The following is a 24,175-nucleotide window of genomic DNA, read 5'->3' as shown; positions in this document are numbered from 1 at the left end:
TTAACCTCTTTGTTTAAAATAGCCCAACAATTTTTTCACGTAACTTTCATCGGTTCTAGTGTTGATACTTCCTGAACCGCTGAGCCTAAAACTGGACTGGAAATAATCTGCGCGGTCCCTAAAATATTTGGCATAACCTGTTCTAACTGATTTAGAACAGGTATTTACCCAAATAAGTTCACCGGTTTCTTCATCTTGCATTTGCACCATTCCCACATTAGGCATTTCTTCTTCCCTTTTATCGTAAACCCGAATACCGGTAACATCATGTTTATTACCCATAATTTTGAGCGTGTGCTGATAATCATCGGTTAGAAAATCTGAAAGAATAAACACGATCGCTTTTTTCTTCATCATATTCTGAAGAAATTTTAATGCTTTAGCAAGGTCTGTTTGCTTGTTTTTAGGCTGAAATTCCAATAATTCCCGAATAATCCTTAAGACGTGAGAACGTCCCTTTTTAGGAGGAATATACAACTCCACCTCATCTGAAAACAGCAACAAACCTATTTTGTCATTATTCTGGGTTGCTGAAAAAGCTAAGGTTGCAGCGATTTCAGTGATGATATCTTTTTTGAAGGTTTCGGTAGAACCAAAAAACTCAGAGCCGGAAACATCGGCTATCAACATCATGGTGAGTTCACGTTCTTCTTCAAACACTTTTACAAAAGGCTCGTTATAACGTGCTGTTACATTCCAGTCGATGCTTCGTACATCGTCCCCAAATTGGTATTGACGCACTTCACTAAAGGTCATCCCGCGACCTTTAAAGGTAGAATGATATTCGCCACCAAACACGTGATTGCTTAACCGACGTGTTTTAATTTCTATTTTTCTTACTTTTTTAAGGAGTTCTTTCGTGTTCATTATTCCGCATCAGATTAGATTAAACTGAAAAAATTCAACCAGCTTCCTCTATTCTATGGTACTTCAATTTCATTAACAATTTTACCTACGATATCTTCTGAAGTAATATTTTCAGCTTCCGCTTCATAGGTAATACCAATCCTGTGGCGTAAAATATCGAGTACTACGGCTCTTACATCTTCAGGAATCACATAACCTCTTCTTTTGATAAAGGCATAACATTTAGCCGCCGTTGCTAAGTTAATACTACCCCTTGGTGAAGCTCCAAAAGATATTAATGGTTTTAGAGATTCTAATTTATACCTCTCCGGGTAACGTGTAGCAAAAATGATATCAAGAATATATTTTTCAATTTTTTCATCCATATAGACTTCACGCACCGCTTGTTGAGCGGTCAATATTTGCTCTAATGAGACTACCGGATTTACCTTCTCAAAAGAACCTTTTAAGTTAGCTCTTACGACTAATTGTTCTTCTTCAATCTTAGGATAGTCAATCACAGTTTTTAGCATAAAACGGTCAACTTGCGCTTCAGGCAACGGATAGGTTCCTTCTTGTTCTACTGGGTTTTGTGTAGCCATAACCAAGAAAGGTTTGTCTAACACAAAGGTTTGCTCCCCAATGGTTACTTGTTTTTCTTGCATCGCTTCCAGCAAAGCCGATTGTACTTTGGCCGGCGCACGGTTAATCTCATCTGCTAGTACAAAATTGGCAAAAATGGGACCTTTTTTGATGCTGAAGTCATTCACCTTCATATTATAAATCATCGTCCCTACTACATCGGCAGGAAGTAAATCTGGCGTAAACTGAATCCTGCTAAAACTTCCTTTAACAGCTTTGGAAAGAGTATTAATCGCCAAGGTTTTTGCCAAACCGGGAACACCTTCCAACAAAATATGTCCTTGCCCCAATAGCCCAATTAACAACCGCTCGACCATGTGTTTTTGACCGACGATTACTTTGTTCATCTCATTGGTTAACAAATCTACAAACGAACTCTCTCGTTGTATTTTTTCATTTAAACCTGCAATATCTACGGATGTGTTTTCTTCCATAATTTATAACTAAAGTTAAATTCTTTCTATTCTCTTTCTAAGACTTGGCAAAGTTCAAAAATATTCATTCAATATTGTTAATATTGGGTTAAAAATGCCAAAAGCATCAAAGATAACTGAATTGTTAAAATCAAGCAATTTTTAAGTCTTTTGTTCAAAAGACTTCATGAAGAATCGAGTGTTGCAATTTTTTTAAAGAAAAATAAAAAAGAGTGAGAAAAAATAATTTCCTCACCCTTTATAACTAAGCTTTTATGTGTTTATTGTGTACTATTGAAAAGTCACCACTTCCACCGCAGTAGTCTGTTCAATATCTACATCAATACCTTCAAGCACCTGAACCTCTAAACCAAGGCTTATTTCAGGGGTGAAAGTTAAGGTATAAGAACCTTCTGGCAATCCATATAATGTATAATTACCATTGGTATCGGTATATGTAGAAACTACTACATTACCATCTGCACTTGTTGCAGTTACTAAAGTTTGCGTAGCACTAGGAATTACAGTTCCTGAAATAATTCCTGATACAGCTAATTTACTAGCTCTAATTACCGGTTTTAATAAATAACCTCCATTTCCTTGCTCTACAATCGATGCTTCGACATCAAAGTCTAAAACATATTCATATAAAATTCCCTCTTCTAAGGTTTCATTCAAATTGATTTTTAAACCTGATTGTTGAGCACTTGGGGTTTGTAAATTCATGGTTTCACCATCAATTACAACTGTATTTTCTGTCCCTAATACCAATCTAATTTGAGAAATATCTCCTGCTGGGATCTCTTCATTAATAGCTAGATTAGCACTTTGCCCTCCGGTAAGTTCTAATAAATCGTAAATACCTGCATCCACTTCACCTACATGGTATTCGGTTTCATCACCTTCGTATTTTATCACTACATCTTGCACATCAATATTCACCGCATCATAATCACCTGGAGCATCAACTAATTTTACAGACATTCTCGAAGTTGCTTCTGCAGAATTATCGTTGTTATCATCATCATCGCTACAAGAAGCAAATAATACAACTCCCATAAATAGGGCTAAAATCGATTTTAAATTCATTTTTTTCATCTAATTGCTTTTTAAAATTTTCCGCTATTTTAGATGATGGTTTCTATTCAACAATCAATATTAACGCTCTTTAACGAATAGGTTAACAATTACTTAAAGAATTTCAGATAAATAACCAATTCCTTTTTTATAATATTTAAATTGAATTACTTTTAAACAAAAAGTAAATTTTAATGAGCAAAACAGCCTTTATAACGGGAGCAACGAGTGGAATAGGAAAAGCCACAGCCATTGAACTGGCAAAAGAAAATATGAATTTAATTCTCTGTGGAAGAAGAAAACAGCGTTTGGATGAATTGAAAAATGAACTTTCCAGTAATGTAAAAGTTTATACGCTAAGTTTTGATATTAGAAATAGAGATGAAGTGAAACAAGCAATTGCTTCGTTACCGGAAGAATTTAAGCAAATTGATATCCTAATTAATAATGCCGGAAACGCGCACGGGTTAGATCCTATTCAAGATGGAAGTATTGATGATTGGGATGCGATGATTGATATTAACGTAAAAGGCTTACTCTATGTGAGCAAGCAAATTATTCCACAGATGGTAAAACGCGGTAGCGGACATATTATCAATATCGGTTCTACTGCCGGAAAAGAAGTTTATCCTAATGGAAATGTGTACTGCGCTAGTAAACATGCCGTTAATGCAATTAACCAAGGAATGCGAATTGACCTTAACGGCACGGGAATAAGGGTTGGTGCGATTAATCCTGGAATGGTAGAAACTGAATTTAGTGAAGTAAGGTTTAAAGGAGATAGCGAAAAAGCTTCCAAAGTTTATCAAGGTTTTGAACCTCTACAACCTGAAGATGTTGCTGATATCATCAGGTTTGTTGTTACCCGACCTTACCATGTAAATATTGCCGACTTAATTGTCATGTGCACTTCGCAAGCTTCCTCCACTATCGTAGATAAAAACTAATATGATTAACAAGCGCTTGCTCATAAAAAATCTATTGGCTCATAACGATGAGAACAGTTTTTATGACAAAAAGCGTAAGTTGAATTTGGGTGATAAAGAAGGGAAAGCAAAATTTTTAAAACATGTTTGTGCACTTTCTAATAGCAATTCATTTAACAACAGTTACATTGTAGTTGGTGTGGAAGACCGAGACAATAGTATTGTGGGAGTCGATTTTTTTGATGATAGTAAAATTCAGAATTTGGTAAATGCCTATCTCACCAATCCGCCCAACATCACTTACGAAAACATCCTTTTTCCGCACTTACCTAATGATAAGGTAGTTGGTCTAGTGATTATCCGGGCAAACCAAGGTAAGGTTTGCAGCCTGCGGAAAAATATCTGGAAATATTACGGAGGTGCTGTCTTTTTTAGAGATGGGAGTATAAGCATGCCAAAAGATTTCGGAATAGATTTAACCGATAGAAACTCTCAAATTGTAGCTTCTATAGAAAGTCATTCGCAAAACACCATCGAGTACACACTCGATGGTGTTTTCGATTTTATGCGCAAAAACAGAGATTACAACCCTTCCTATAAAGTGTTTCAAGAATATTTTGTGGTCTGTTGGGCAGGAAAAGAAAAAGTTGTTAAGGATCAAAAATACTACAGTAGGGTAAATATTGAATTGATTAATGAGCAGGTAAAGTTATTTTATTCAGATTTAGATGAAATCAGTATTTTTTTTGCCCCCGATGAATTCAAGATTATTGAATATGTGTATCTAGGACTGTATGAAAGTTATCAATATTATCCGCTAGAAGAAGTAAAAATAAGGTTTAAAAATAATATGAGTTACGAGATTGAAAGTAAAATTTTATTTGAAGCACCTCAATTCCCGAAGAAAACCTTATATCATATTTATAACAGTAATTCAGCATTAATCGATAAATTATCCAAAAACCTGAACTTACTACCCCATGAAGAAAAAGATATCAAACGTTTGCCCGACACTTTGTTATTGTGTTATCTAAATGGTATTGAAGATGCCTACGAAAAGCTTGATCAGGCAAAATTATTGCTAAAAAAATATCCCATTGCTTATCAACGATTAAAGGATAATTTGAGAATATTAAGAAAAGTAAGGTATAATTAAAAAAGCTTCAAGTAGGTATCACTTGAAGCTTTTTATGTATTAAATGCTATTTAAATTAATGAGAAATCATTACTTTCTCTATTCGTTTTGCTCCGCTTTCATTTTTCAATACTAAAACATACAAACCATTTGCAAGCTGAGCAACAGGTATTTCGTTATTTTGTGTTTGAGTTGAAGATTCATAAACTTTTCTTCCATGAATGTCCACTAATTCAATTTTATAAGCTTCTCCTAAATTTTCAGGGAAGTTAACATTAATAAAATTTTTGGCTGGGTTTGGATAAATATTAAAAGTCATCAACTCTTGTTTTTCTATTTCTAAAGTTTCTTCCCCAACACTAAAATACTGCGTATATGAACACCCCCAATCATCGTGAGGAGTTCCGCTATACGTATAATTATTCAATGGTAAGTTCGTGTCATTTTGATCTGTCATTCTAAAGTATCCTGCTTGATATTCGGGATAATTTCCTAATACCCACCAATTAAGACCATAACAAAACAGTGCATTTAGTTTTAACTTATAGAATCCCGGCTCTGTAATCTCTACTTCATCATTATATAAAGTACTGACATCTGCATTAGTTCTGCTAGCGATAACATTTCCATCCATATCTGTAATTTCCCAAGAAACATCTGTTGGGCTTTGGTCTAAATAACCATTTGCCCCTAAATTGCTTGTTTGTAATCTTGCAACTAAATTGGATGGCCAATTTGGAGCCGTTTCAAACTCACTGCTTTTTAAGTTATTTTCAGAATTACCATCTGTTTGCCCATTCACCGTTAAAATTTCAACGTTAAATTGCTGTAAACCTTCTAATTGCTCTATAGAAATGTTCGTTAAGGTTGTCAAATTCGGAAATTCTATCACTTCTTTTTCTAAAGGAAGTATATTTCCCGTCCAAGCAAAATTTTGTTGAATAGAATCTTGAACGCCATAGCTAAAATTAATTGCTGTAATTGGCTCTTCACCAGTATTTCTTACTTCTATTTTTGGTATACTTCCAGATGGATTATCACGGAAATAATGAGGGTCATTGCTAGGTGCTATAATCGCGGAAACTTCTGCATCTATAGAACTATTCGTTTCACCATAATAAAATACAATTCCATTATAATCGTAACTTCCTAAGCTTCCGCTTCCATTATAATTTTCAAATTCAACATCTAAATTGAAACTATCTCCGGCAGAAATATTTGACAAATCATGATAAATGGGAGATACCTCTAAACCTGGACACCAGTTACTACGATTATAAATCCAAGTTCCCCCTTGAGGATAAAGGTCATTTTCTCCGCAATCACTTCTCCAAATTTCCTGTTCTGCAATTGTTGAATTATTCAATAATACGTTATAATAATGATTTGCAAATTCACAACATCCATTATCGTCATTTCCATGACCAGTAATTATAACTTTCATTCTAGCTCTTTCTGTACCTTGCGGAGCATTACCCGTAAATGTAGACAAGTAATCATTATATGGGTCATTACTATCCCCATAAGTATGCTCTACTTGATAAGCCTGCTCAATACCTACTACATTATGAGGTGGGATTCCCTCAACAAAAGCAAACTCTAATTCTGCTGTAAAACCACCTGAATACCCTGAATAATGTATACGAATATCTTGATCACCTTGAAGTAATGGGTAAAAATCTGTAACATCAAAAACATAAGGCTGTTCCCAGTCACTACCAAATCTAGGCCAACCTGAAGTAGCAAATGGTGTTATAAAACGTCCCAATTCTATTGATCCATCCTCAGTCAACAATTCAATTTTCACCGTATAATCCCACTCATGACAATATTGTTCTTCAGAAGGACAATCATACTGACCCAATTTACAGGTTAATAATATTTCACGATAAGAATCTGTTCCATCAGGGAAAGTTACCGAAGAATCAAAATCTCCATAGTAATTTAAATTCACCTGATCTGTTGTTACATACGAAGTGTTCTGCGCATTAGATAACGTACAGATCAATAATGTAAAAAATAAAAAAGTAATTTTCCTCATAATTTAAGGGTTAACCATTTAAATTGTTAATTTTTTTGCAATATACCACTATTTGACCAAAAACAAAACAAGATCAGCACCTTAACTGCTTTCTAAGCTTTTATTCAAAAATTAGTATGAAAAACGGTTAAAAAAATTTTATCTACTAAAAAAATGGTTGTTTTAAAAATGAATATCAGTAATCTAAAACTGTTATAATTTCTCAATAACCAATTCTATGAATCTAAATACATGTTATATTTTTTTACTTTAACCTCATCAGATATTTTAAACGTACTTTCTCTTATAGATGACTTTTCTACCATAAACGATATCGATAATGTGGAGGCAAAGATTGACATGGATGATGGATTCAACTATTCTGGAGTTGATTACGAAGTAGAAGGCTGGGACGTAGAAATCGCTGACATCGAAGTAAACGATAACAATTTTATTTTTACCTTATATTCTAACGATTGTTTTTCTGGATGTCAATCTAAAAAAAGTTGGACTGCAGAAGTAGATGACAACTGCAACCTTACCAATTTTTATTTATCGAATAAGAAATACGTGAATACAAAATTCTCTATTCATCCCAATCCTGCGAGTGATGTCATTTTCTTAGAGAATGATTTCTCCGCCAACAAGATTGAAGTGTATTCTATACTAGAACAGAAAGTTCAAAGTTTAAATTCTAAAAAACATAAACATATTCAACTTATCTAAAGGAGTGTATTTTTTAAAAGTTTAAACTGCAAACAAGAAGACTATTGTCCGAAAATTTATTATAGAATAAATTTAAATCTTTGTTAATCTAAAACACTTCCGAGCAAACTAAGCTTGGAAGTTGTAATTTTACCCTTGATGAGAAGATTTGCAATAGGAGATATTCACGGTGGACTTAAAGCTTTACAACAAGTTTTAGATAGAGCGAAAGTTACCCCGCAAGACCAATTGATATTTTTAGGGGATTATGTTGACGGGTGGAGCGATTCTGCCAACGTCATCACATTTCTTATGGATCTTGCACAAACTCACAATTGTATTTTTATTCGTGGCAATCATGACGATTTGGTTCATCACTGGCTAAAAACAGATGAACAAAACGAAAACTGGTTACAGCACGGTGGACAATCCAGTAAAGATTCTTATGCTAAATTGAACAAAGCTGAAATAGAAGCCCATAAAAATTTCTTTAGCAGCCTTGAAAATTATTACATAGACCAGAATAATAACCTTTTTGTCCATGCAGGCTTTGCCAATATGCACGGCCCACAAAATGAATATGAACCTTATATGGTTTATTGGGACAGAACGCTTTGGGAAATGGCCCTTGCGCTAGATAAGAGCTTAAACCCCGACGACTTGTTTTATCCCAAAAGATTAAAACTATTCCATGAAATCTTTATTGGTCACACTCCCGTAACCCGAATCAATAAAACGCAACCGGTAAATGCCGCCAATATTTGGAATGTAGATACCGGTGCAGCTTTTAAAGGGCCACTTACGATGTTAAATGTTGAGACAAAAGAAATCATACAAAGTGACCCCGTTCATCAACTTTACCCTAACGAATCAGGTAGAAATTAAAAAACACCAAATCATGAAAAAAGCATACTTTTTATTCAGCTTACTTTTAATTAGCTCTCTAGTAAAAGCGCAACAAGAAGAATTCCCGAAAAACGAAGTAAAACTCAATATTGCCAATACCATCGCCATTGCTTCCGTAGAGGTTGGCTACGAACGCTTTATAGGTTTTAACCAATCGATAGAAATTATTGGACTTATCAACGATCGTATTAACTACCATAGTGAAAGCGGTTCCAGAGAATTTAACACAAACAGTATTAAATTGGGTTACAATTATTATTTCAATCAAGAAAATGCTGGATCAGGAATTTATGCCAATCCATTTGTAAAATACCGCTTTGGGGATTTTTCACAAGATAGAACCTTTGAAGGTCAAACTGTAAACGTAGAAACCGATATGGATACTTTTATGGTGGGCTTGGGAGCAGGTTACAAATGGAATTTTGGGAACAAATTCGTTTTAGGCCCTTTTGTAAATATTGCCCGCAATTTTAGCGAAGAAGTAAAAGAACGTTTTTCTGCTATTGAGTTTAACGCAGGATTTCAGGTAGGCTATCGGTTTTAATTAATTTTTTGTCGCTCTATTTTATATAAAAATTTATTTTTGCAAAAAAAATTCATACAATGAGCGTACTTGAACAACAATTAATGAAGCGTAGTGGTAATAAATGTGAACTATCTGGTTCTCAAGAAGATTTATTAGTATATCAAGTACCTCCAACTTCAGAAGCCAGTTTAGAAAACTCAATATTAATTTCTAAAACTTGTCTTGAACAAATTGAAGATCCCGAAAAAGTAGACCCCAACCATTGGCGATGTTTAAATGACAGTATGTGGAGTGAACATTTACCGGTGCAAATTGTAGCCTGGAGAATGCTTAACCGTTTAAGAGGCGAAGGCTGGCCACAGGATTTACTGGAAATGATGTACCTGGATGAAGAAGCTTTGACTTGGGCAAAAGATGGTGTAGAAACAGAAGATGAAGCGGAAAAGATCGTTCATAAAGACAGCAACGGAAATATTCTTGCCAATGGCGACTCGGTGGTACTTATTAAAGATTTAGATGTAAAAGGAGCTAATTTTACGGCGAAGCGTGGTGCGCCCGTGCATAGAATTTCTTTAGTACACGATAATGCTGAGCAAATTGAAGGACGTGTAGATGGCCAGCATATCGTTATTCTTACCCAATACGTTAAGAAAACAAAGTAGCCAAAAGGCTACTTATGTTCTGCAATTATATTTATCGCATTTTCGTTATTTGGGTCTAATGCTAAAGATTTTTTATAGGCTTTTATGGCGGCTTCTTTTTGGTCCAACTTCAACAAGATTTCGCCGTAACTATCCCAAGTGTTAGCGGCTTTAGGATATAATTCTGTATTCAATTTTAAAACTTTTAAAGACTCCTCTAATTTATTTTTCCACATTAATTGATAACCGAAATCATTGATTCCTTTTTCTGTTATATAGTAATCACTTTCTTTCCCTTTTTTGAATTCACTTTTAATTAAATCAATGGTTTTCTCAATAGAATTGGTTTCAACATAAAAAGAGCCTATACTCTTTAAATCAAACATTTTTTCATTCTCTTTTTGTTGAGCTAAAGTAGGTACTTGGTAGTAAGTTCTTTCCTTATCGGTGACTTGGGTAGTATCCATCTTATACTGTTTTTGTTTTCCTGAACCATCGACAATATATTGTGTACCGTAAATTTGCGGTTCTCCTCGTCTCATCAAATCACGATCTACCGCTGCGGCATACCACCATCGGTTGAGAGTAGAATCCATTTCAATCGCTGTTTTAAAACTTTCTACTGCCATTTTTGATGCGATGGTATCGTTACCGTGCTGAAAAATAATCCCAGCATTATAATAATCTTTTGCTGTATTTAATTCGCCCTCTTTAAAAAGCTTTGTGGCTTTTGCTAATCGGATACTATCGTTTTTCATAACCGTATCCCAATTTTCCCCAGAAAATCGATCCTGTTGATCGGCATCTGCCATTTTTTGTAATTCCGGATTGGTTTGCGCAAAACCACTACTAATCATTGTTAATAGTAAAATTAAGCTGATGTAAATTTTATTCATCTTTTTAGGTTTTAATGGTGTAATTAAAATACGATCAGAATAATCAAGTGTTGCAAAATATTTCAAGAGAAGAAAACGTTTATAATTCAATCTTTGTCTCTTCTACCCAAATTGCTTTACGATCGTAATGTTTCTCGAAATTAGTTATCATCAACTTTCTATCATAATAACTTTTTTGATCGTACAACAAACTATCGGCTAAATGGAACTTTTCCTCATAGTTTTGCGCAGTAGCTAAACAACTTATGGTGAAAAGCAGAATAAAAATACAAGCAGTAGTATTTATAACTCGTTTAGCGCTTTTCTTGCAGATTCGTTTTCTGGATTGTATTCTAAAGATTTCTGAAAAGCTTTTTTTGATTTTTCCTTTTTATTAAAAAGTTTGTAACCTTTACCCAACTGGTAATACGCATCATCACTTACATAACCCCACAGGTCATTGTTATTCCCGTCATCTATATAATCTTTCAAATACTCTACACTTTCTTTAAGTTTCATATTATTTTGAATACCTATTTTTCCCATAAAATATTTCAATCGAATATCATGAATATCCTCATATGCTTCGTTTAAACTCATCAATGCCATTGTTGGATTATCATCATACACATTTAAAGCGATAGAACGATATGATTGATAAATATCAATAGCATTTTGTGATGAATGTTTTTCTTTTTCATCTCTTTTTGCTCGTTGAATTGCTTTTTGAAAATAGTCTATTGCTTTTTTCTTAGCGTTAATTGTATTAAAGCTATATGCAAAATTGTAGTAATCAAGACCTCTACTATTTTCTGAAAGAAAGTAATTTGCGAAAAATTCTAATGCTGAAGAATCCTGTTTAGCCACGGCTAATTGCATAAAAAAAACCGAATTGGAATTATTTTTCTCTATAGAAATTTCAAAATTATCGTTAAGCTTTGAATTTATTTTATTGAAATATTCAATTGAATTTTCAATACTTTCAAAATCTATATTTTTGAATGAATAAAATAATTCAAAGGTTTTTTCTAGAGCATCTGGAATAGACTTAGGAATTATCGTTAAATGATTAGCATTAGAGAAGATTTTCGATTCGAAGTTGAATTTGTCTGTGCCCAATTTCTTTATCTCCTGGGAGATACCTCTCACGTAATTTTGTCTTCTTTCCATATCTTTTCCTCCTCCAGCTACATAATAAGTTGTATACCTGTTGTTATAAAAATTTATTAAACCTCTATTAATTTCAAATTGAGGATTGGACTCGTCCAATTGCTCTGGAGCAATTAAAATATATGAATTGAAAAAAGAGGGTTTATTTAAAAAAAGATAATTACCAAAGCTTGCACCATATGAGTGACCAAAATAACCTCTGAATCCAGATGTTGCATTATAATTACTTTCTATAAATGGAAAAACATTTTCGTTTATTGCTGATAAAAACTTTTCCCCCTTTTCGTTTATTGTTGCAGATTGATAAGAATAACCTAATTCATCTCCATTTTTCAGATCAATAGACACCAAAATAGTTTGTGGAATAAGTCGTAAATATTTACTATAAACTAAAATATTATCTGAAAAAATTTTAGAATTCATATCAGTAATGCTCAACATTTCAAAATCGTATATTACTGGATATTTTTTATTTTCATTCCAATTTTCAGGAAGATATATTGATAATTTTATTGAATCATGAATGACGTTAGAAAAAATTTTTTCAGTTTTTGTTATTTGTGAAAACGAGAAATTAGCTGTTAAAACAAATAATAATATGTGAATAAGGTTTTTCATATTTACAACAAATAAGAGTTGATATTTAAATAGTTACATTATTTTCATATCCTCAATAAAGCTTGTAACTAGAACAAGAACTCATCAGATTACTTTTCAACAAAAATAGAAGTAGCTGGTTTTAAAAAATTGTAGTATTGGGACACCTAGCCATTAAAATTCCAAAAAGTATCTTCGTCGCCCAGTTTAGTTACAGCAGTCATAAACTTTTTGGGGGATAATTGCGTAAGCTTTTTAAATTGCTTAATAAAATCTGATTGATCATAGTAATAATCGGCAGAAATTGCAGTAAGATTTACATCACTGCTTTGTTTGATTTTCTCTAATGCAAATCGAAATCGGACTAATTTCCGATATTCTTCAACCGAGCAATCGAGATGCTTTTGAAATAATCGAAGTAAAGTTTTACGATGAAAATTTAAACTTGAAGCCAGTGCTGAAACAGAAATCACACCTTTGCTTTCTATAATTTTATTCACAGCTCCAATCATTCTTTCTTCTTCAAAACCAAGGTATTGTTGTTGAAAAAATTTATCTAACAAATTCGCTTTTTCTGAAATAGATGCAGTTAAAAATACACGATTTAAAACTTGACCAAATTCAGCTCCGAACGGGTTAATTAAATTGATAGGTTCTGGAAAAACTTCACTATAGTTTTTGCTTATAAAATGTTGTATTCCTAAGGCTTGAAAAGCCACTCCGATTTTTGAAAACTTTCCATTTAAGTTCACCCGTCCTAAATTCTGATACACTTTAGAATAAATAAGTTTCAAAGAATCTTTCTTAGCTGAAGAAACCTCAACAGAAAAATCTGGCAAAATATTATAATCCACATTTTTATATATGGTAAGGGCATTTTTATAATGCGGATAATAAGTGAACGATTGCTGAAAATCTTCATCATCAGATTGATGAAAATAATAATAGGAAATGTATGGTTGAAGTTTTGTTGAAGGTTTACAAGTGAAAAAAGTAGCTTTAGCCATAACTCCAACAAACATAAGAAGTACAAATATAGCCAAATTAAAAAACCTCACAGATTTTTACAAGCTGTGAGGTTTAGATGATTTCCTACAAGGATTTCAAGACCCTTGTAGATATTTATATTTGAAAATCTTTACTCTATTGATTGAGATTTTACAAATCAAATTTAATACCCTGCGCTAACGGCAATTCAGTAGTATAATTGATGGTATTGGTTTGTCTACGCATATAGATTTTCCAAGCATCAGAACCACTTTCACGACCGCCACCGGTTTCTTTTTCACCTCCAAAAGCACCACCAATTTCAGCTCCGGAAGTTCCAATATTCACATTGGCAATTCCACAATCTGAACCTTCTACCGATAAGAAACGCTCTGCTTCTCGTAAATTATTGGTCATAATGGCTGAAGAAAGTCCTTGGCGAACGCCGTTTTGTAAATCCAATGCATTGCCAACATCGCCTTTATACTTCATAATGTATAATACCGGAGCAAAAGTCTCGTGTTGCACGATTTCAAAATGATTTTCAGCTTCAGCAATTGCTGGTTTTACATAACAACCGCTTTCATAGCCTTCACCTTCTAAAATGCCTCCTTCAACTAATACTTTTCCTCCTTCTTCAACTACTTTTTCTAAAGCGTTTTGGTAATTCTTAACGGCATCTTTATCGATAAGCGGTCCAACGTGATTGTTTTCATCTAATGGGTTACCAATCTTAATTTGTTGATAAGCATCAACAACCGCATCTTTTACTTTATCATATATATCTTCGTGAACGATTAATCGACGTGTAGAAGTACAACGTTGTCCACAAGTTCCTACCGCACCAAAAACAGCACCGATTACCGTATTTTTAATATTCGCATCTGGAGTAACAATAATGGCGTTATTTCCGCCAAGCTCCAATAAAGTTTTTCCTAAACGACCGGCTACTTCTTTGGCAACAGTTTTCCCCATTCTGGTTGAACCGGTTGCTGAAATTAGCGGAATTCGCTCATCTTTGGTCATCATTTCTCCTACCGTATAATTTCCTGTGATCAAACAAGAAATTCCTTCTGGCACTCCATTTTCAGAAAATACACGTGCCGCAATGTTTTGACAAGCTACAGAAGTAAGTGGAGTTTTCTCTGAACCTTTCCAGATACAAGCATCACCACAAACCCAAGCTAAAGCAGTATTCCAAGACCAAACCGCTACTGGAAAGTTAAAAGCAGAAATAATTCCCACCACACCTAATGGATGATATTGTTCATACATTCTGTGTCCGGGACGTTCTGAATGCATAGTTAATCCGTGCAATTGTCGGGAAAGACCTACTGCGAAATCACAGATATCAATCATTTCTTGAACTTCCCCTAGACCTTCTTGGTAAGATTTTCCCATTTCATAAGAAACCAATTTTCCTAATGGGGCTTTTAAGCGACGCAATTCGTCATTAAATTTTCTAACGATTTCACCACGCTGTGGTGCCGGCATTCTTCTCCATTCTTTGAAACCTTCCGTAGCAGTAGTAATTACTTTCTCGTAATCATCTGCCGTAGTTGCTTTTACTTTTCCTATCAATGCTCCATCTACCGGAGAGTAAGATTCGATAATTTCTCCATTAGAGAAAAAATCTTTTCCAGTAGAAGTTCCATTATTTATTTCTTGTAGCCCTAATTCTTCTAAGGCTTTATCAATTCCAAAATCTTTTGCGATTTGACTCATTTTTGTTTTAAATTTTAGTTTATTGGTAATTATTGCTTTGTTTTTACTGGCAAAATTAAAAATTCTTTAAATTTCGCCTAAAATTAAAAATTTAAATCCGAAATTAGCTAGATAACACTAAAAGTTATTGTTAAACTAAAAAATCAATTTTTTTAAAATAGAATTATTTTTTTGTTATCATCTAACCTTTAATTTTTTATTCCTGTAATATCGAGTAAAATCGATGAAGAGCTTAGGCAATATATAGTTTTCTAAAATACTAATCCTGCTTAATAAACTTTAGTTCCCGTTCCGAGCTTGCGATTTCCATCAAGGCTTGATAAATATAGTTAGCGACTTTTACTTCCCCGGGAAGGTTAAGGTGTTCAATCGTGTCGGTAGGTTGGTGATAATGATCGTGACCTCCGGTATGGATTCCTAAAACCGAAATTCCTTTTTGATAAAACGAGACATGATCAGAACCACCTACTGAACCAGCGTGCACAATCGGAGTTACTTGATTGGGTTCGCCTAAACTTTCCATGAGTTCCACTCCATTTGGAAAAGTTCCTGCACCTCCCATATATACATGTTTTTCTTTATTTAAATGTCCCACCATATCCATGTTCACCATCAATTTGATTTGCTCAATAGGAACAATCGGGTTTTCCACAAAAAATTGACTCCCCAACAATCCTTGTTCTTCTGCTCCAAAAGCTATAAAAATCACGCTTCTTTTTAGGTCTTGTTGATGTGCTTTTATTTTTTCAGCAATTTCCAATAAAGCAGCAATTCCGCTCGCGTTGTCATCTGCTCCATGATAAATACTATCCCCTTTCATCCCTAAATGATCGTAATGTGCTCCCAATACCAGCACTTCATTTTTTAGAATAGAATCTTGTCCCTGTATTAAGCCCAGCACATTATACGTTTTCGCTTTTGAGCTATCTTTTCGCATTAAGGCTTCAAACTCCTGTATTAAAACAGAGATTTGATTTTTTCTAAAATCATTGACCAAATAATTTACCACACTATCGTTTTCCGATGTTCCGGGATAACGACCTTTTAATTCATCTGCCGTCAAAAATTCAATATGTTTTTTTAATTCTTGCTCGGTAATTTCTTCTTGTGCAAAAACCGTTGAACTTAAAATAAGGAGAAAGAAAAAGAGAAGAGATTTCATTGATACGAGTATTTATTTCAAATATACAAATTGAAGTCCATTGCCAACTTTATGGATTATCTTTGAAGAAAATTAGTTTTATTAATGCTCGACGTCCAAGAAGTAACTTTTGCCTATCAACATAAAAACACCTTAAAAAATATTAGCTTTTCTGTTAATCGGGGTGCACATACTTGTATTATTGGAGAAAGTGGCTGCGGAAAAAGTACGCTGCTCAAAGCCATCTATGGGTTATTGGATTTAGATGAAGGGAAAGTTTTCTGGAACGGGGAGCAAGTTTTGGGACCCGCCTTCAACTTAGTTCCTGGACATGATAAGATGAAGTATTTGGCACAGGAAGATCACCTGATGCCTTACACAACAGTATCTGAAAACATCAAAAAGTTTTTGAGTCGGCAAGAAGCCCAATGGAGTCAGCAGCGAACTGAGGAATTATTAGAGGTAATTGATATGACTTCTTTTGCGGACACTAAAGTGAAAAACTTAAGTGGCGGACAAAAACAGCGGGTGGCTTTAGCTCAGGTGTTAGCAAAAGAACCGGAACTTCTTTTATTGGACGAACCTTTTAATTTTATTGATAACTTCCGAAAAAATAAGCTCCGCAGAAATCTTTTTAATTATTTAAAGAAACAGCAAATCACCTGTATTTTTGCCACACACGACAGTACAGATATGTTGGGCTTTGCCGATCAAGCTCTGGTGATGAAAGAAGGAAAAATTCTAGCCAATGCAAGTCCGGAGCAACTTTTTAATGAACCGAAAAGCTTCTATATAGCTTCGCTTTTTCAGGAAGTCAATCAGATTTCAGCAAAATATTTCGAAGGATTTTCCTCTACAGGATATTTCCTCATTTACCCTTCGGAAATTAAAATTGATGAAAAAGGTCAGTTATCAGCTACTGTTATTCAGAGCTACTTTAACGGTACCAATCATTTTATTAAAGCCCAACTTAAGCAAGGGGAATCGATTTTCTTTTTAGAAAGTCATGCTATAAAAGAAAAGGAAAAAGTACAGTTATGCCTTCCTAAAGAATTATTGAAAAAAAGGTTGGTGGAATAGTATTTTTCATAAGTCACCTAGACTAAAAAGACCTACAAGGTCGAGAAAGACCTTGCTGGAAAATTTATTTATCGAAAATTACACCAACAACTACTCGAAGTGATTTATTTATATTCTTTTAGCTCAAAAGTTTCCCCATCAAAAACACCATAGGTATAGTAATTAATCCAGTCGCCTAGATTATGATAGGTTGAATTTTCTCCTACGTTAATACTCATTGGTAAATGGCGATGCCCAAAAATAAAATAATCGTAGTGTTGTGTTTCTAATTTGCGTTTGGCATATTGCACAAGCCATTCATTTTCTTCGCCCAAAAACTTGGCATCCTCATCACCGGAAATGAGTTTGTTTTTTACAGAAAGATGCTTCGCCAAAGGAACGCCCAGATCAGGGTGCAGCCAACGGTATAGCCATTGGGAAAACGGATTGGTAAATACTTTTTTCATCCGCTTGTAACCTTTATCTCCAGGCCCTAATCCGTCACCATGACCGATGAGAAATTTTTTATTGTTGAAGCTAAATTCCTTAGGACGGTGGTAAACTGGAATATCTAATTCTTTTTCAAAATAATCATTCATCCAGAGGTCATGATTGCCAACAAAGAAGTAAACGGGAATGCCACTATCACGAATTTCTGCCAATTTTCCTAAAACACGTACAAATCCTTTGGGAACCACGTGTTTATATTCAAACCAAAAATCGAATAAATCTCCCAATAGAAATATAGCAGCGGCATCTTCTTTTACCTCATCCAACCATTTTACAAATTTCAGCTCACGGGGTTTGCTGGCTTCGTTGGTTGGAGCTCCTAAATGATTATCGCTGGAGAAGTAAACCTTTTTTGCTACTGGGATTTGCATACTTGATTTTATGGGGATAAATATACTTATTTTCTAAAGATTGATTTGCGTTAGGGATGGAGGCTCTGTTGGAGCTCTTTTTGTTTTGTGTCTCGACTCCGCCTTCCTACGACAGACACGCCCTAAATGAAAAACAAAAAAGCGACTGCCGAAAGCCCGGCCGCTAGGCAACGCCCTACTTAAAAACCACGCTCTTTTTGTATATGCTCGTAAGCTTCTTGTACTTTATTAAATTTTTCGCGAGCTCCTTTTTGATAGGCTTCATCCATATGTTGAAGTTTATCGGGATGGTATTTTTTAACCATTTTCCGGTAAGCCTTTTTAATTTCGGCTTCGCTAGCGGCTTTTTCAATTTCTAGAATTTTATAAGCATAACTAGCATCTGCACGGGAAACCGCGAACATAGCCTTGATACTTTCAAAATCTGACATTGAAAGACGTAAATATCCTGCTATTTTAGTAAGCTGATTAAGTTCGCTGGGAGAAACATTGCCATCGGCTTGAGCAATACCAAACAAAAAGTGAAGAATTTGCAATCTCACCTCGTACCTTGTGCGCATATTCAGGTATGCACAAATTCTACTGGCATCTACCTGACGGTGTTTTATCACATCGTTAAAAGTTCTAAAAGTGGCGTTGGCACGTTCTTTTCCGTAAGATTGTACAAAATAACTTCTGACGTAATCAAGTTCTTTTTGGTTGATTTGTCCATCAGCTTTTACAATAATTGTTGAAAGTGAAAGCAGGTTTAACTCAAAATCACCGGGAGAAACTTCTTTGGAATCCTTGAACATTCCAGAAACATTTTTCTGAATAGTTCCTGATTGCCGTAGGTACATTTCTATGAAACTACCTACCAAGAAACCTATAACAGCACCGGGTATTCGCATATACATTAACCCAATTACTGCTGCTATCCATTTAATCATACTTATAGAAATTGAAATGCAAATATATAAAGCTTGCGGAAGTTATAAGAATTATAAACGTGGCTTTGTAATGCTTATTTTAATTTTTCGACTGTTATGATAGAGTTTACCAATTTTACTTTTAAAAAGTCTATGAGGTTAAAACCTTTAGGGCAAACGGATTTTGGTATCTTTGAAAAAATTTTATAAACTTAAATACAGAAAATTACAGATATGTATCCAGCAGATTTAGTAAAACCAATGCGTGAGGAACTTACTGCAGTTGGTTTTGAAGAATTACAGAATGTGGAAGCGGTAGATAAAGCCATTGCAAAGGAAGGAACAACACTAGTTGTTGTAAATTCGGTTTGTGGTTGTGCTGCAGCAAATGCGCGTCCGGGAGCGAGAATGTCTTTAGACAACAGTAAAAAACCAGACCATCTGGTAACGGTTTTTGCAGGCGTAGATAAAGAAGCTACCGATAAGGCAAGAGCGCATATGGTGCCTTTCCCACCAAGTTCGCCTTCTATGGCTTTGTTTAAAGATGGAGAATTAGTACATATGTTAGAACGCCACCATATTGAAGGAAGACCTGCTGAAATGATTGCAGAAAACCTAAGAGGTGCTTATAACCAATACTGCTAATTACGAGTAAACTAAAATATGCTTGGCCGGCTTTATGTAAAGTCGGCTTTTTTATTTAATATTCCGATTATTTATTATGCGCGCATACTTGTTTTAATCCAAATATTGAAAATAATGGCTATTTAAAGTTATTTTTGCGTTTTCAATTTTAAGTTGAATGAAGAAGATTATCTCATACCCCGTTTCAGTAATCTATTACTTATTCTTCGGTTTAACCTTATGCATTTTTCATCCTATTCAATGGGTTTGTTATAATGTTTTTGGCTACCAGGCTCATAAAAAAAGTGTAGATTATTTAAACTTAGGGTTAATTAGGTGCCTAAATATTTTAGGGACAAGGATTGAGTTTGAAAATAAACATGATTTACCGGAAGGAATCCCGCATATTATTGTGGCGAACCATCAAAGTCCTTATGATATTCCGCCAATTATCTGGTATTTAAGAAAAATACACCCCAAATTTATCAGCAAAAAAGAGCTAGGAAGAGGTATCCCAAGTGTTTCTTATAACCTAAGAAAAGGAGGCTCTATTTTGATAGATAGAAAAAATCCTCGCCAATCTTTGCCGGAAATTAAAAAGTTTGCACAATATTTGAATAATACTAATAGATCTGCAGTAATATTTCCTGAAGGAACCCGTAGTAAAACGGGAATGCCTAGAAAGTTTTCACCTAACGGTCTAAAAATGCTCTTTAAATTTTGCCCTAAAGCAGTAATTGTGCCGGTAACTATTAACAATTCTTGGAAAATAGTAAAACACGGGGCATTTCCTTTAGAGCTAGGAGTAAAAGTGAAGTTTACCGTTCAGGATCCTATTTTGGTTCATCAATTTGATACGGAAACACTAATTGAAAAAGTAGAACAAGAAATTATAAAAGACATTATTAATCAATAAACTATAAATTATGCCTGAAAAGAATGTTAGACTGGAAGTAATGGAGCAGCTGGAACCTAAGGTTGATGGCTTTATTGATGAATTTTTAATTCCTGTGGAAAAAATTTGGCAACCCACCGATTTTTTACCTAATTCACAACAGGAAACTTTTTTTGAGGAAGTAACTGAAATAAGAGAATTAGCCAAAGAACTTCCTTACGATTTTTGGATAGTTCTCGTGGGCGATACCGTTACCGAAGAAGCTTTACCTACCTACGAATCTTGGTTGATGGATGTAGAAGGGGTAAATCAACACGATGGTGGCACTGCTTGGTCACGTTGGGTACGCTATTGGACGGGAGAAGAAAACCGTCACGGCGATGTCCTTAACAAATACCTCTACCTTTCTGGTCGTGTAAATATGATTGAGGTAGAACGTACAACACAGCACTTAATTAATGATGGTTTTGATATTGGTACCGATCGTGATCCTTATAAAAACTTTGTCTACACTAGTTTCCAAGAATTAGCGACCTATATTTCCCATAACCGCGTGGCTAAATTAGCAAGACAACACGGCAATAAGTCATTAGCCAAAATGTGTAAGATCATTTCTGGGGACGAAATGAGACATTACAATGCCTATAGCACATTTGTAAAAGAGATTTTTAGCATAGATCCCAGCCAAATGATGATTGCTTTTAAAGATATGATGAAGCATAAAATTGTGATGCCAGCGATGTTTTTAAGAGAATCTGGGGATAGTATTGGAGCTGCTTTTGATGAGTTTTCTAATGCTGCACAGCGTATTGGAGTATATACCGGTCAAGATTACATCGATATTATGAAAAAACTGATTGTTCGTTGGGATATTGAAAATATTCGCGGATTATCTGAAGAAGCCGAAAAAGCGCGTGATTTTGTTACTAAGCTTCCTGCTCGAATGGAACGGATTAATCAACGTATTAGAATTTCTGAAAAAATAACTCATTTTAAATGGGTAAATCCGGCGATGACGAAATAAATTGATGATAGAAGAAAGTAAACTGATTTTAGCCACCAAGGCTTTTGTAAAGGAAGAATTAGAAAATGCTGAAGGCGGTCACGATTGGTTTCATATAGAACGTGTTTATAAAAATGCACTATTAATAGCTAAAAATGAAGCTGTTAACCTAGAGGTTATCGCACTGGGAGCTTTACTGCATGATATTGCCGATGCTAAGTTTCACGATGGAGATGAAACTATTGGCCCTAAAAAAGCTAAAGAATTTCTTGAACAAGCAAAGGCTGAAGAAAGCGTCATTAATCACGTCATTAAAATTATTGAGAACATTTCGTATAGAAGCGGTAAAGATTCAGAATTCCATTCTAAAGAATTAGCTATCGTTCAAGATGCCGATCGATTAGATGCGATTGGCGCTATTGGAATTGCGCGAACATTTAATTACGGAGGCTTTAAAAACCGAAAAATTTACGATCCCAATATTCCACCTCAACTAAATATGTCGAAGGAAGAATATAAAAAAGGACTTAATCCTACGATCAATCATTTTTACGAAAAGCTGCTTCTACTTAAAGATAAAATGAATACCGAAAAAGGAAAAAAACTGGCCGAAGAGCGTCACCAATTTATGGAAACTTTTCTCGACCAGTTTTATGCTGAATGGGAAGGAAGGGTTTAAAGTCAATTATTTTATAATTCAATCAATAATGATATTTTTAACGTTTTATAATTATTCACCTAATTACTTTTGAATGAAAAAAATACTACTTTCCTTTTTACTGATTTTCTGTTCTTTTTTTGCTAATGCTCAATTTTATGGTGGCTTCTGTTTTGACTGCGAAAGCAGTATTGAAGCTGGCGTAGTCTATTCTAATATCTCAGGACTAGAAGGTGCTTCTCCAAAAGCAGGTTTTTATATTGGTTTTTATCAATTCGCTTACTTAAGTGATGATTTTGCACTAAGGGCAGGTACTTCTTATAGTAATATTGGTGCGGAAGTAGATGGGTACGAAAACCCCCTAGTAATTCACTCTATTGGCTTCCCTTTGAGTTTACACTATCAATATAAATATAGTTTTCAGGTTTTTGCGGGTGGGGAACTAGGCACTAACTTCTTTGGACAATTACCCGCTTATGAAAGTGAAGATACATTTGATAATAGCTTTGAATTCAGTGATCAATTTACATCCTTTGACGCAAGCATTATTATAGGCGCAGGAAAAATATTCTTTGATACGATAGATGTAAATATCAGATACAATTTGGGTGTCACCAATATCAATAAAGATATTAATGGACCTAAACTCAAAAAAAATTGGTTAACCCTAAGTGTTGGTTATACTTTTAGATAAGTTTAGCCGAAAAGTTTATACTGTGGATTTTTAAGCTGCAAATAATGAAAAGTATCCATTTTGGGTACTTTTTTATTTTTCAAGTATTTCTTCTTGGCAATGGCAAATTGTTGAGCGATTTGTTTAGAAAATTCTCCTTCTCCTTTCATTCGGGTACCAAATCTACTATCATTTAAATTGCCTCCGTGACAAGCTTCAATTTGATGTAAGACTTTTGCTGCGCGATCAGGTAAGGTTTTCTTTATCCAATCGCTAAATATTTCTGCAATCGCTCCATTTAACCTTACTACCGTATATCCCACCGAAGAAGCTCCTGCTTCACTTACTGCTTTTACAATGGGTAAGATTTCGTGACTATTAATAAATGGAATAATAGGAGCTACCATCACATTTACAGGAATCCCATTTTCAGCAAGCTTTTCAACTGTTTTTAGACGTTGCTTAACACTCGCCGTTCTCGGTTCTAAGATGCGTCGAGTTTCTTCTTCTAAGGAAGTAATAGAAATATTTACCCGAATTACATTCAGCTTTGCTAATTCTTTTAATAGATCTAAATCCCGTAGAATTAAACTGTTTTTAGTTATAATCCCCGTAGGATGTTTATACTTTAACATCACCTCTAAGCATTTTCTGGTCAATTGAAGTTTCTTTTCAATAGGTTGGTAACAATCGGTATTTCCTGAAAAAACAATGGTATGGGGTTCCCAGTTTTTTTGCTGAAGTTTTTTTGCTAATAATTCCGGAGAATTTTTCTTGACCAAGATTTGCTTCTCAAAATCCAATCCGGCACTATAGCCCCAATACTCATGAGAATTTCTGGCATAGCAATAAATACAACCGTGTTCGCAGCCTTGATAAGGGTTTAATGAATACTCCATCCCCACATCCGGGCTATTTACTTTATTCACGATGGTTTTGGGAAAAACCTCTTGAAATCTAGTTTTTATATCGCTAGCTTCTTCTCCTTCTTTATGGCAGTATTCTAAGAATTCGGCATCGGTGATATGCTTTAATTCTTCAAACTTATTAGGCACATTTTGTTGTGCTCCACGACCTTTAATGTAATTAGTAGGCATAAAAAACTTTGGCTCTTTATAGAACCAAAGTTAATTTATTTAATT

The 24,175-nt window shown here is 34.5% G+C and carries 24 protein-coding genes; 12 read left to right on the top strand and 12 right to left on the bottom strand.

Features of this window, described 5'->3' with window-relative positions:
* The 3 genes from FVB9532_RS00970 to FVB9532_RS00960 form a co-directional block, all read right to left on the bottom strand.
* Window positions 1-867, bottom strand: coding sequence for a DUF58 domain-containing protein (locus FVB9532_RS00970; RefSeq protein WP_150543343.1), 867 nt, complete (start codon window positions 865-867; stop codon window positions 1-3).
* Between the two features lie 53 nt (window positions 868-920).
* A complete protein-coding gene (locus FVB9532_RS00965; RefSeq protein ID WP_150543342.1) occupies window positions 921-1,922 on the bottom strand; it encodes an AAA family ATPase in 1,002 nt (333 codons plus the stop codon).
* 270 nt (window positions 1,923-2,192) lie between these two features.
* Window positions 2,193-2,999, bottom strand: coding sequence for a DUF4382 domain-containing protein (locus FVB9532_RS00960; protein ID WP_228482227.1), 807 nt, complete (start codon window positions 2,997-2,999; stop codon window positions 2,193-2,195).
* 173 nt (window positions 3,000-3,172) lie between these two features.
* Between FVB9532_RS00960 and FVB9532_RS00955 the strand changes: the two genes are divergently transcribed.
* Together FVB9532_RS00955 and FVB9532_RS00950 are read left to right on the top strand one after the other, a co-directional pair.
* The gene (locus FVB9532_RS00955) at window positions 3,173-3,925 is read left to right on the top strand and encodes an SDR family NAD(P)-dependent oxidoreductase (protein ID WP_150543341.1); all 753 of its coding nucleotides are present in this window, start codon (window positions 3,173-3,175) and stop codon (window positions 3,923-3,925) included.
* 1 nt (window position 3,926) lies between these two features.
* Window positions 3,927-5,060, top strand: a complete 1,134-nt coding sequence (locus tag FVB9532_RS00950; RefSeq protein WP_150543340.1) for an ATP-binding protein — start codon at window positions 3,927-3,929, stop codon at window positions 5,058-5,060.
* A gap of 55 nt (window positions 5,061-5,115) precedes the next feature.
* Here the strand turns inward: FVB9532_RS00950 and FVB9532_RS00945 are convergent, their stop codons facing one another.
* Window positions 5,116-7,080 (bottom strand): peptide-N-glycosidase F-related protein, encoded by a 1,965-nt coding sequence (locus FVB9532_RS00945; protein WP_150543339.1) that lies wholly within the window; start codon window positions 7,078-7,080, stop codon window positions 5,116-5,118.
* Between the two features lie 231 nt (window positions 7,081-7,311).
* Here FVB9532_RS00945 and FVB9532_RS00940 point away from each other — a divergent pair, with 231 nt between their 5' ends.
* From FVB9532_RS00940 to FVB9532_RS00925, 4 genes are all read left to right on the top strand, one after another.
* On the top strand, window positions 7,312-7,785 hold the full coding sequence (locus FVB9532_RS00940) for a hypothetical protein (protein ID WP_150543338.1): 474 nt from the start codon (window positions 7,312-7,314) through the stop codon (window positions 7,783-7,785).
* A gap of 135 nt (window positions 7,786-7,920) precedes the next feature.
* On the top strand, window positions 7,921-8,649 hold the full coding sequence (locus FVB9532_RS00935; RefSeq protein ID WP_394349642.1) for a metallophosphoesterase family protein: 729 nt from the start codon (window positions 7,921-7,923) through the stop codon (window positions 8,647-8,649).
* Window positions 8,650-8,662: 13 nt separating this feature from the next.
* Entirely contained in the window at window positions 8,663-9,214 is a 552-nt protein-coding gene (locus FVB9532_RS00930; RefSeq protein WP_150543336.1) for an autotransporter domain-containing protein, read from the top strand.
* A 59-nt stretch (window positions 9,215-9,273) separates the two neighbouring features.
* A complete protein-coding gene (locus FVB9532_RS00925) occupies window positions 9,274-9,858 on the top strand; it encodes a PhnA domain-containing protein (protein ID WP_150543335.1) in 585 nt (194 codons plus the stop codon).
* 8 nt (window positions 9,859-9,866) lie between these two features.
* On the opposite strand, the gene FVB9532_RS00920 is transcribed toward FVB9532_RS00925, so the two are convergent.
* The 5 genes from FVB9532_RS00920 to FVB9532_RS00900 form a co-directional block, all read right to left on the bottom strand.
* Window positions 9,867-10,733: a tetratricopeptide repeat protein gene (locus FVB9532_RS00920; RefSeq protein ID WP_150543334.1), complete on the bottom strand. Its 867-nt coding sequence runs from the start codon at window positions 10,731-10,733 to the stop codon at window positions 9,867-9,869.
* Window positions 10,734-11,015: 282 nt separating this feature from the next.
* A complete protein-coding gene (locus FVB9532_RS00915) occupies window positions 11,016-12,500 on the bottom strand; it encodes an alpha/beta hydrolase-fold protein (protein ID WP_150543333.1) in 1,485 nt (494 codons plus the stop codon).
* A 146-nt stretch (window positions 12,501-12,646) separates the two neighbouring features.
* Window positions 12,647-13,537, bottom strand: a complete 891-nt coding sequence (locus FVB9532_RS00910) for a helix-turn-helix domain-containing protein (protein ID WP_150543332.1) — start codon at window positions 13,535-13,537, stop codon at window positions 12,647-12,649.
* Window positions 13,538-13,637: 100 nt separating this feature from the next.
* Window positions 13,638-15,191, bottom strand: a complete 1,554-nt coding sequence (gene amaB / locus FVB9532_RS00905; RefSeq protein ID WP_150543331.1) for an L-piperidine-6-carboxylate dehydrogenase — start codon at window positions 15,189-15,191, stop codon at window positions 13,638-13,640.
* A gap of 259 nt (window positions 15,192-15,450) precedes the next feature.
* Window positions 15,451-16,353 (bottom strand): M28 family metallopeptidase, encoded by a 903-nt coding sequence (locus tag FVB9532_RS00900; RefSeq protein WP_150543330.1) that lies wholly within the window; start codon window positions 16,351-16,353, stop codon window positions 15,451-15,453.
* Window positions 16,354-16,437: 84 nt separating this feature from the next.
* Here FVB9532_RS00900 and FVB9532_RS00895 point away from each other — a divergent pair, with 84 nt between their 5' ends.
* Window positions 16,438-17,412, top strand: coding sequence for an ABC transporter ATP-binding protein (locus FVB9532_RS00895; RefSeq protein WP_150543329.1), 975 nt, complete (start codon window positions 16,438-16,440; stop codon window positions 17,410-17,412).
* 104 nt (window positions 17,413-17,516) lie between these two features.
* Here the strand turns inward: FVB9532_RS00895 and FVB9532_RS00890 are convergent, their stop codons facing one another.
* Both FVB9532_RS00890 and FVB9532_RS00885 read right to left on the bottom strand, forming a co-directional pair.
* Window positions 17,517-18,272 carry a UDP-2,3-diacylglucosamine diphosphatase gene (locus tag FVB9532_RS00890; protein ID WP_150543328.1) on the bottom strand — a complete coding sequence of 252 codons (756 nt, stop codon included), beginning with the start codon at window positions 18,270-18,272 and terminating at the stop codon, window positions 17,517-17,519.
* A 179-nt stretch (window positions 18,273-18,451) separates the two neighbouring features.
* Complete coding sequence (locus FVB9532_RS00885) at window positions 18,452-19,201, bottom strand: TerB family tellurite resistance protein (protein ID WP_150543327.1); 750 nt, start codon at window positions 19,199-19,201, stop codon at window positions 18,452-18,454.
* Between the two features lie 213 nt (window positions 19,202-19,414).
* Here FVB9532_RS00885 and FVB9532_RS00880 point away from each other — a divergent pair, with 213 nt between their 5' ends.
* From FVB9532_RS00880 to FVB9532_RS00860, 5 genes are all read left to right on the top strand, one after another.
* Window positions 19,415-19,825 carry a BrxA/BrxB family bacilliredoxin gene (locus tag FVB9532_RS00880; RefSeq protein WP_150315813.1) on the top strand — a complete coding sequence of 137 codons (411 nt, stop codon included), beginning with the start codon at window positions 19,415-19,417 and terminating at the stop codon, window positions 19,823-19,825.
* A gap of 157 nt (window positions 19,826-19,982) precedes the next feature.
* Complete coding sequence (locus tag FVB9532_RS00875; protein WP_150543326.1) at window positions 19,983-20,720, top strand: lysophospholipid acyltransferase family protein; 738 nt, start codon at window positions 19,983-19,985, stop codon at window positions 20,718-20,720.
* A 10-nt stretch (window positions 20,721-20,730) separates the two neighbouring features.
* Window positions 20,731-21,723 (top strand): acyl-ACP desaturase, encoded by a 993-nt coding sequence (locus tag FVB9532_RS00870; RefSeq protein ID WP_150543325.1) that lies wholly within the window; start codon window positions 20,731-20,733, stop codon window positions 21,721-21,723.
* Between the two features lie 4 nt (window positions 21,724-21,727).
* Window positions 21,728-22,381 (top strand): HD domain-containing protein, encoded by a 654-nt coding sequence (locus FVB9532_RS00865; RefSeq protein ID WP_150543324.1) that lies wholly within the window; start codon window positions 21,728-21,730, stop codon window positions 22,379-22,381.
* Between the two features lie 73 nt (window positions 22,382-22,454).
* Window positions 22,455-23,054, top strand: a complete 600-nt coding sequence (locus tag FVB9532_RS00860) for a porin family protein (protein ID WP_150543323.1) — start codon at window positions 22,455-22,457, stop codon at window positions 23,052-23,054.
* 2 nt (window positions 23,055-23,056) lie between these two features.
* Here the strand turns inward: FVB9532_RS00860 and FVB9532_RS00855 are convergent, their stop codons facing one another.
* Window positions 23,057-24,130 carry a PA0069 family radical SAM protein gene (locus tag FVB9532_RS00855; RefSeq protein WP_150543322.1) on the bottom strand — a complete coding sequence of 358 codons (1,074 nt, stop codon included), beginning with the start codon at window positions 24,128-24,130 and terminating at the stop codon, window positions 23,057-23,059.
* Window positions 24,131-24,175 lie beyond the last annotated feature (45 nt).

It is taken from the genome of Mesonia oceanica, from assembly GCF_902499555.1.
Lineage (GTDB): Bacteria > Bacteroidota > Bacteroidia > Flavobacteriales > Flavobacteriaceae > Mesonia > Mesonia oceanica.
The sequence above is the reverse complement of the archived record's forward strand: the minus strand, read 5'-3'. Positions and strand labels throughout refer to the sequence as shown.

Coding starts and splice junctions, on each gene's coding strand:
- FVB9532_RS00970 (WP_150543343.1), bottom strand. CDS start 867: ATGAACACGAAAGAACTCCTTAAAAAAGTAAGAAAAATAGAAATTAAA.
- FVB9532_RS00965 (WP_150543342.1), bottom strand. CDS start 1,922: ATGGAAGAAAACACATCCGTAGATATTGCAGGTTTAAATGAAAAAATA.
- FVB9532_RS00960 (WP_228482227.1), bottom strand. CDS start 2,999: ATGAAAAAAATGAATTTAAAATCGATTTTAGCCCTATTTATGGGAGTT.
- FVB9532_RS00955 (WP_150543341.1), top strand. CDS start 3,173: ATGAGCAAAACAGCCTTTATAACGGGAGCAACGAGTGGAATAGGAAAA.
- FVB9532_RS00950 (WP_150543340.1), top strand. CDS start 3,927: ATGATTAACAAGCGCTTGCTCATAAAAAATCTATTGGCTCATAACGAT.
- FVB9532_RS00945 (WP_150543339.1), bottom strand. CDS start 7,080: ATGAGGAAAATTACTTTTTTATTTTTTACATTATTGATCTGTACGTTA.
- FVB9532_RS00940 (WP_150543338.1), top strand. CDS start 7,312: ATGTTATATTTTTTTACTTTAACCTCATCAGATATTTTAAACGTACTT.
- FVB9532_RS00930 (WP_150543336.1), top strand. CDS start 8,663: ATGAAAAAAGCATACTTTTTATTCAGCTTACTTTTAATTAGCTCTCTA.
- FVB9532_RS00925 (WP_150543335.1), top strand. CDS start 9,274: ATGAGCGTACTTGAACAACAATTAATGAAGCGTAGTGGTAATAAATGT.
- FVB9532_RS00920 (WP_150543334.1), bottom strand. CDS start 10,733: ATGAATAAAATTTACATCAGCTTAATTTTACTATTAACAATGATTAGT.
- FVB9532_RS00915 (WP_150543333.1), bottom strand. CDS start 12,500: ATGAAAAACCTTATTCACATATTATTATTTGTTTTAACAGCTAATTTC.
- amaB (WP_150543331.1), bottom strand. CDS start 15,191: ATGAGTCAAATCGCAAAAGATTTTGGAATTGATAAAGCCTTAGAAGAA.
- FVB9532_RS00900 (WP_150543330.1), bottom strand. CDS start 16,353: ATGAAATCTCTTCTCTTTTTCTTTCTCCTTATTTTAAGTTCAACGGTT.
- FVB9532_RS00895 (WP_150543329.1), top strand. CDS start 16,438: ATGCTCGACGTCCAAGAAGTAACTTTTGCCTATCAACATAAAAACACC.
- FVB9532_RS00890 (WP_150543328.1), bottom strand. CDS start 18,272: ATGCAAATCCCAGTAGCAAAAAAGGTTTACTTCTCCAGCGATAATCAT.
- FVB9532_RS00885 (WP_150543327.1), bottom strand. CDS start 19,201: ATGATTAAATGGATAGCAGCAGTAATTGGGTTAATGTATATGCGAATA.
- FVB9532_RS00880 (WP_150315813.1), top strand. CDS start 19,415: ATGTATCCAGCAGATTTAGTAAAACCAATGCGTGAGGAACTTACTGCA.
- FVB9532_RS00875 (WP_150543326.1), top strand. CDS start 19,983: ATGAAGAAGATTATCTCATACCCCGTTTCAGTAATCTATTACTTATTC.
- FVB9532_RS00870 (WP_150543325.1), top strand. CDS start 20,731: ATGCCTGAAAAGAATGTTAGACTGGAAGTAATGGAGCAGCTGGAACCT.
- FVB9532_RS00865 (WP_150543324.1), top strand. CDS start 21,728: ATGATAGAAGAAAGTAAACTGATTTTAGCCACCAAGGCTTTTGTAAAG.
- FVB9532_RS00860 (WP_150543323.1), top strand. CDS start 22,455: ATGAAAAAAATACTACTTTCCTTTTTACTGATTTTCTGTTCTTTTTTT.
- FVB9532_RS00855 (WP_150543322.1), bottom strand. CDS start 24,130: ATGCCTACTAATTACATTAAAGGTCGTGGAGCACAACAAAATGTGCCT.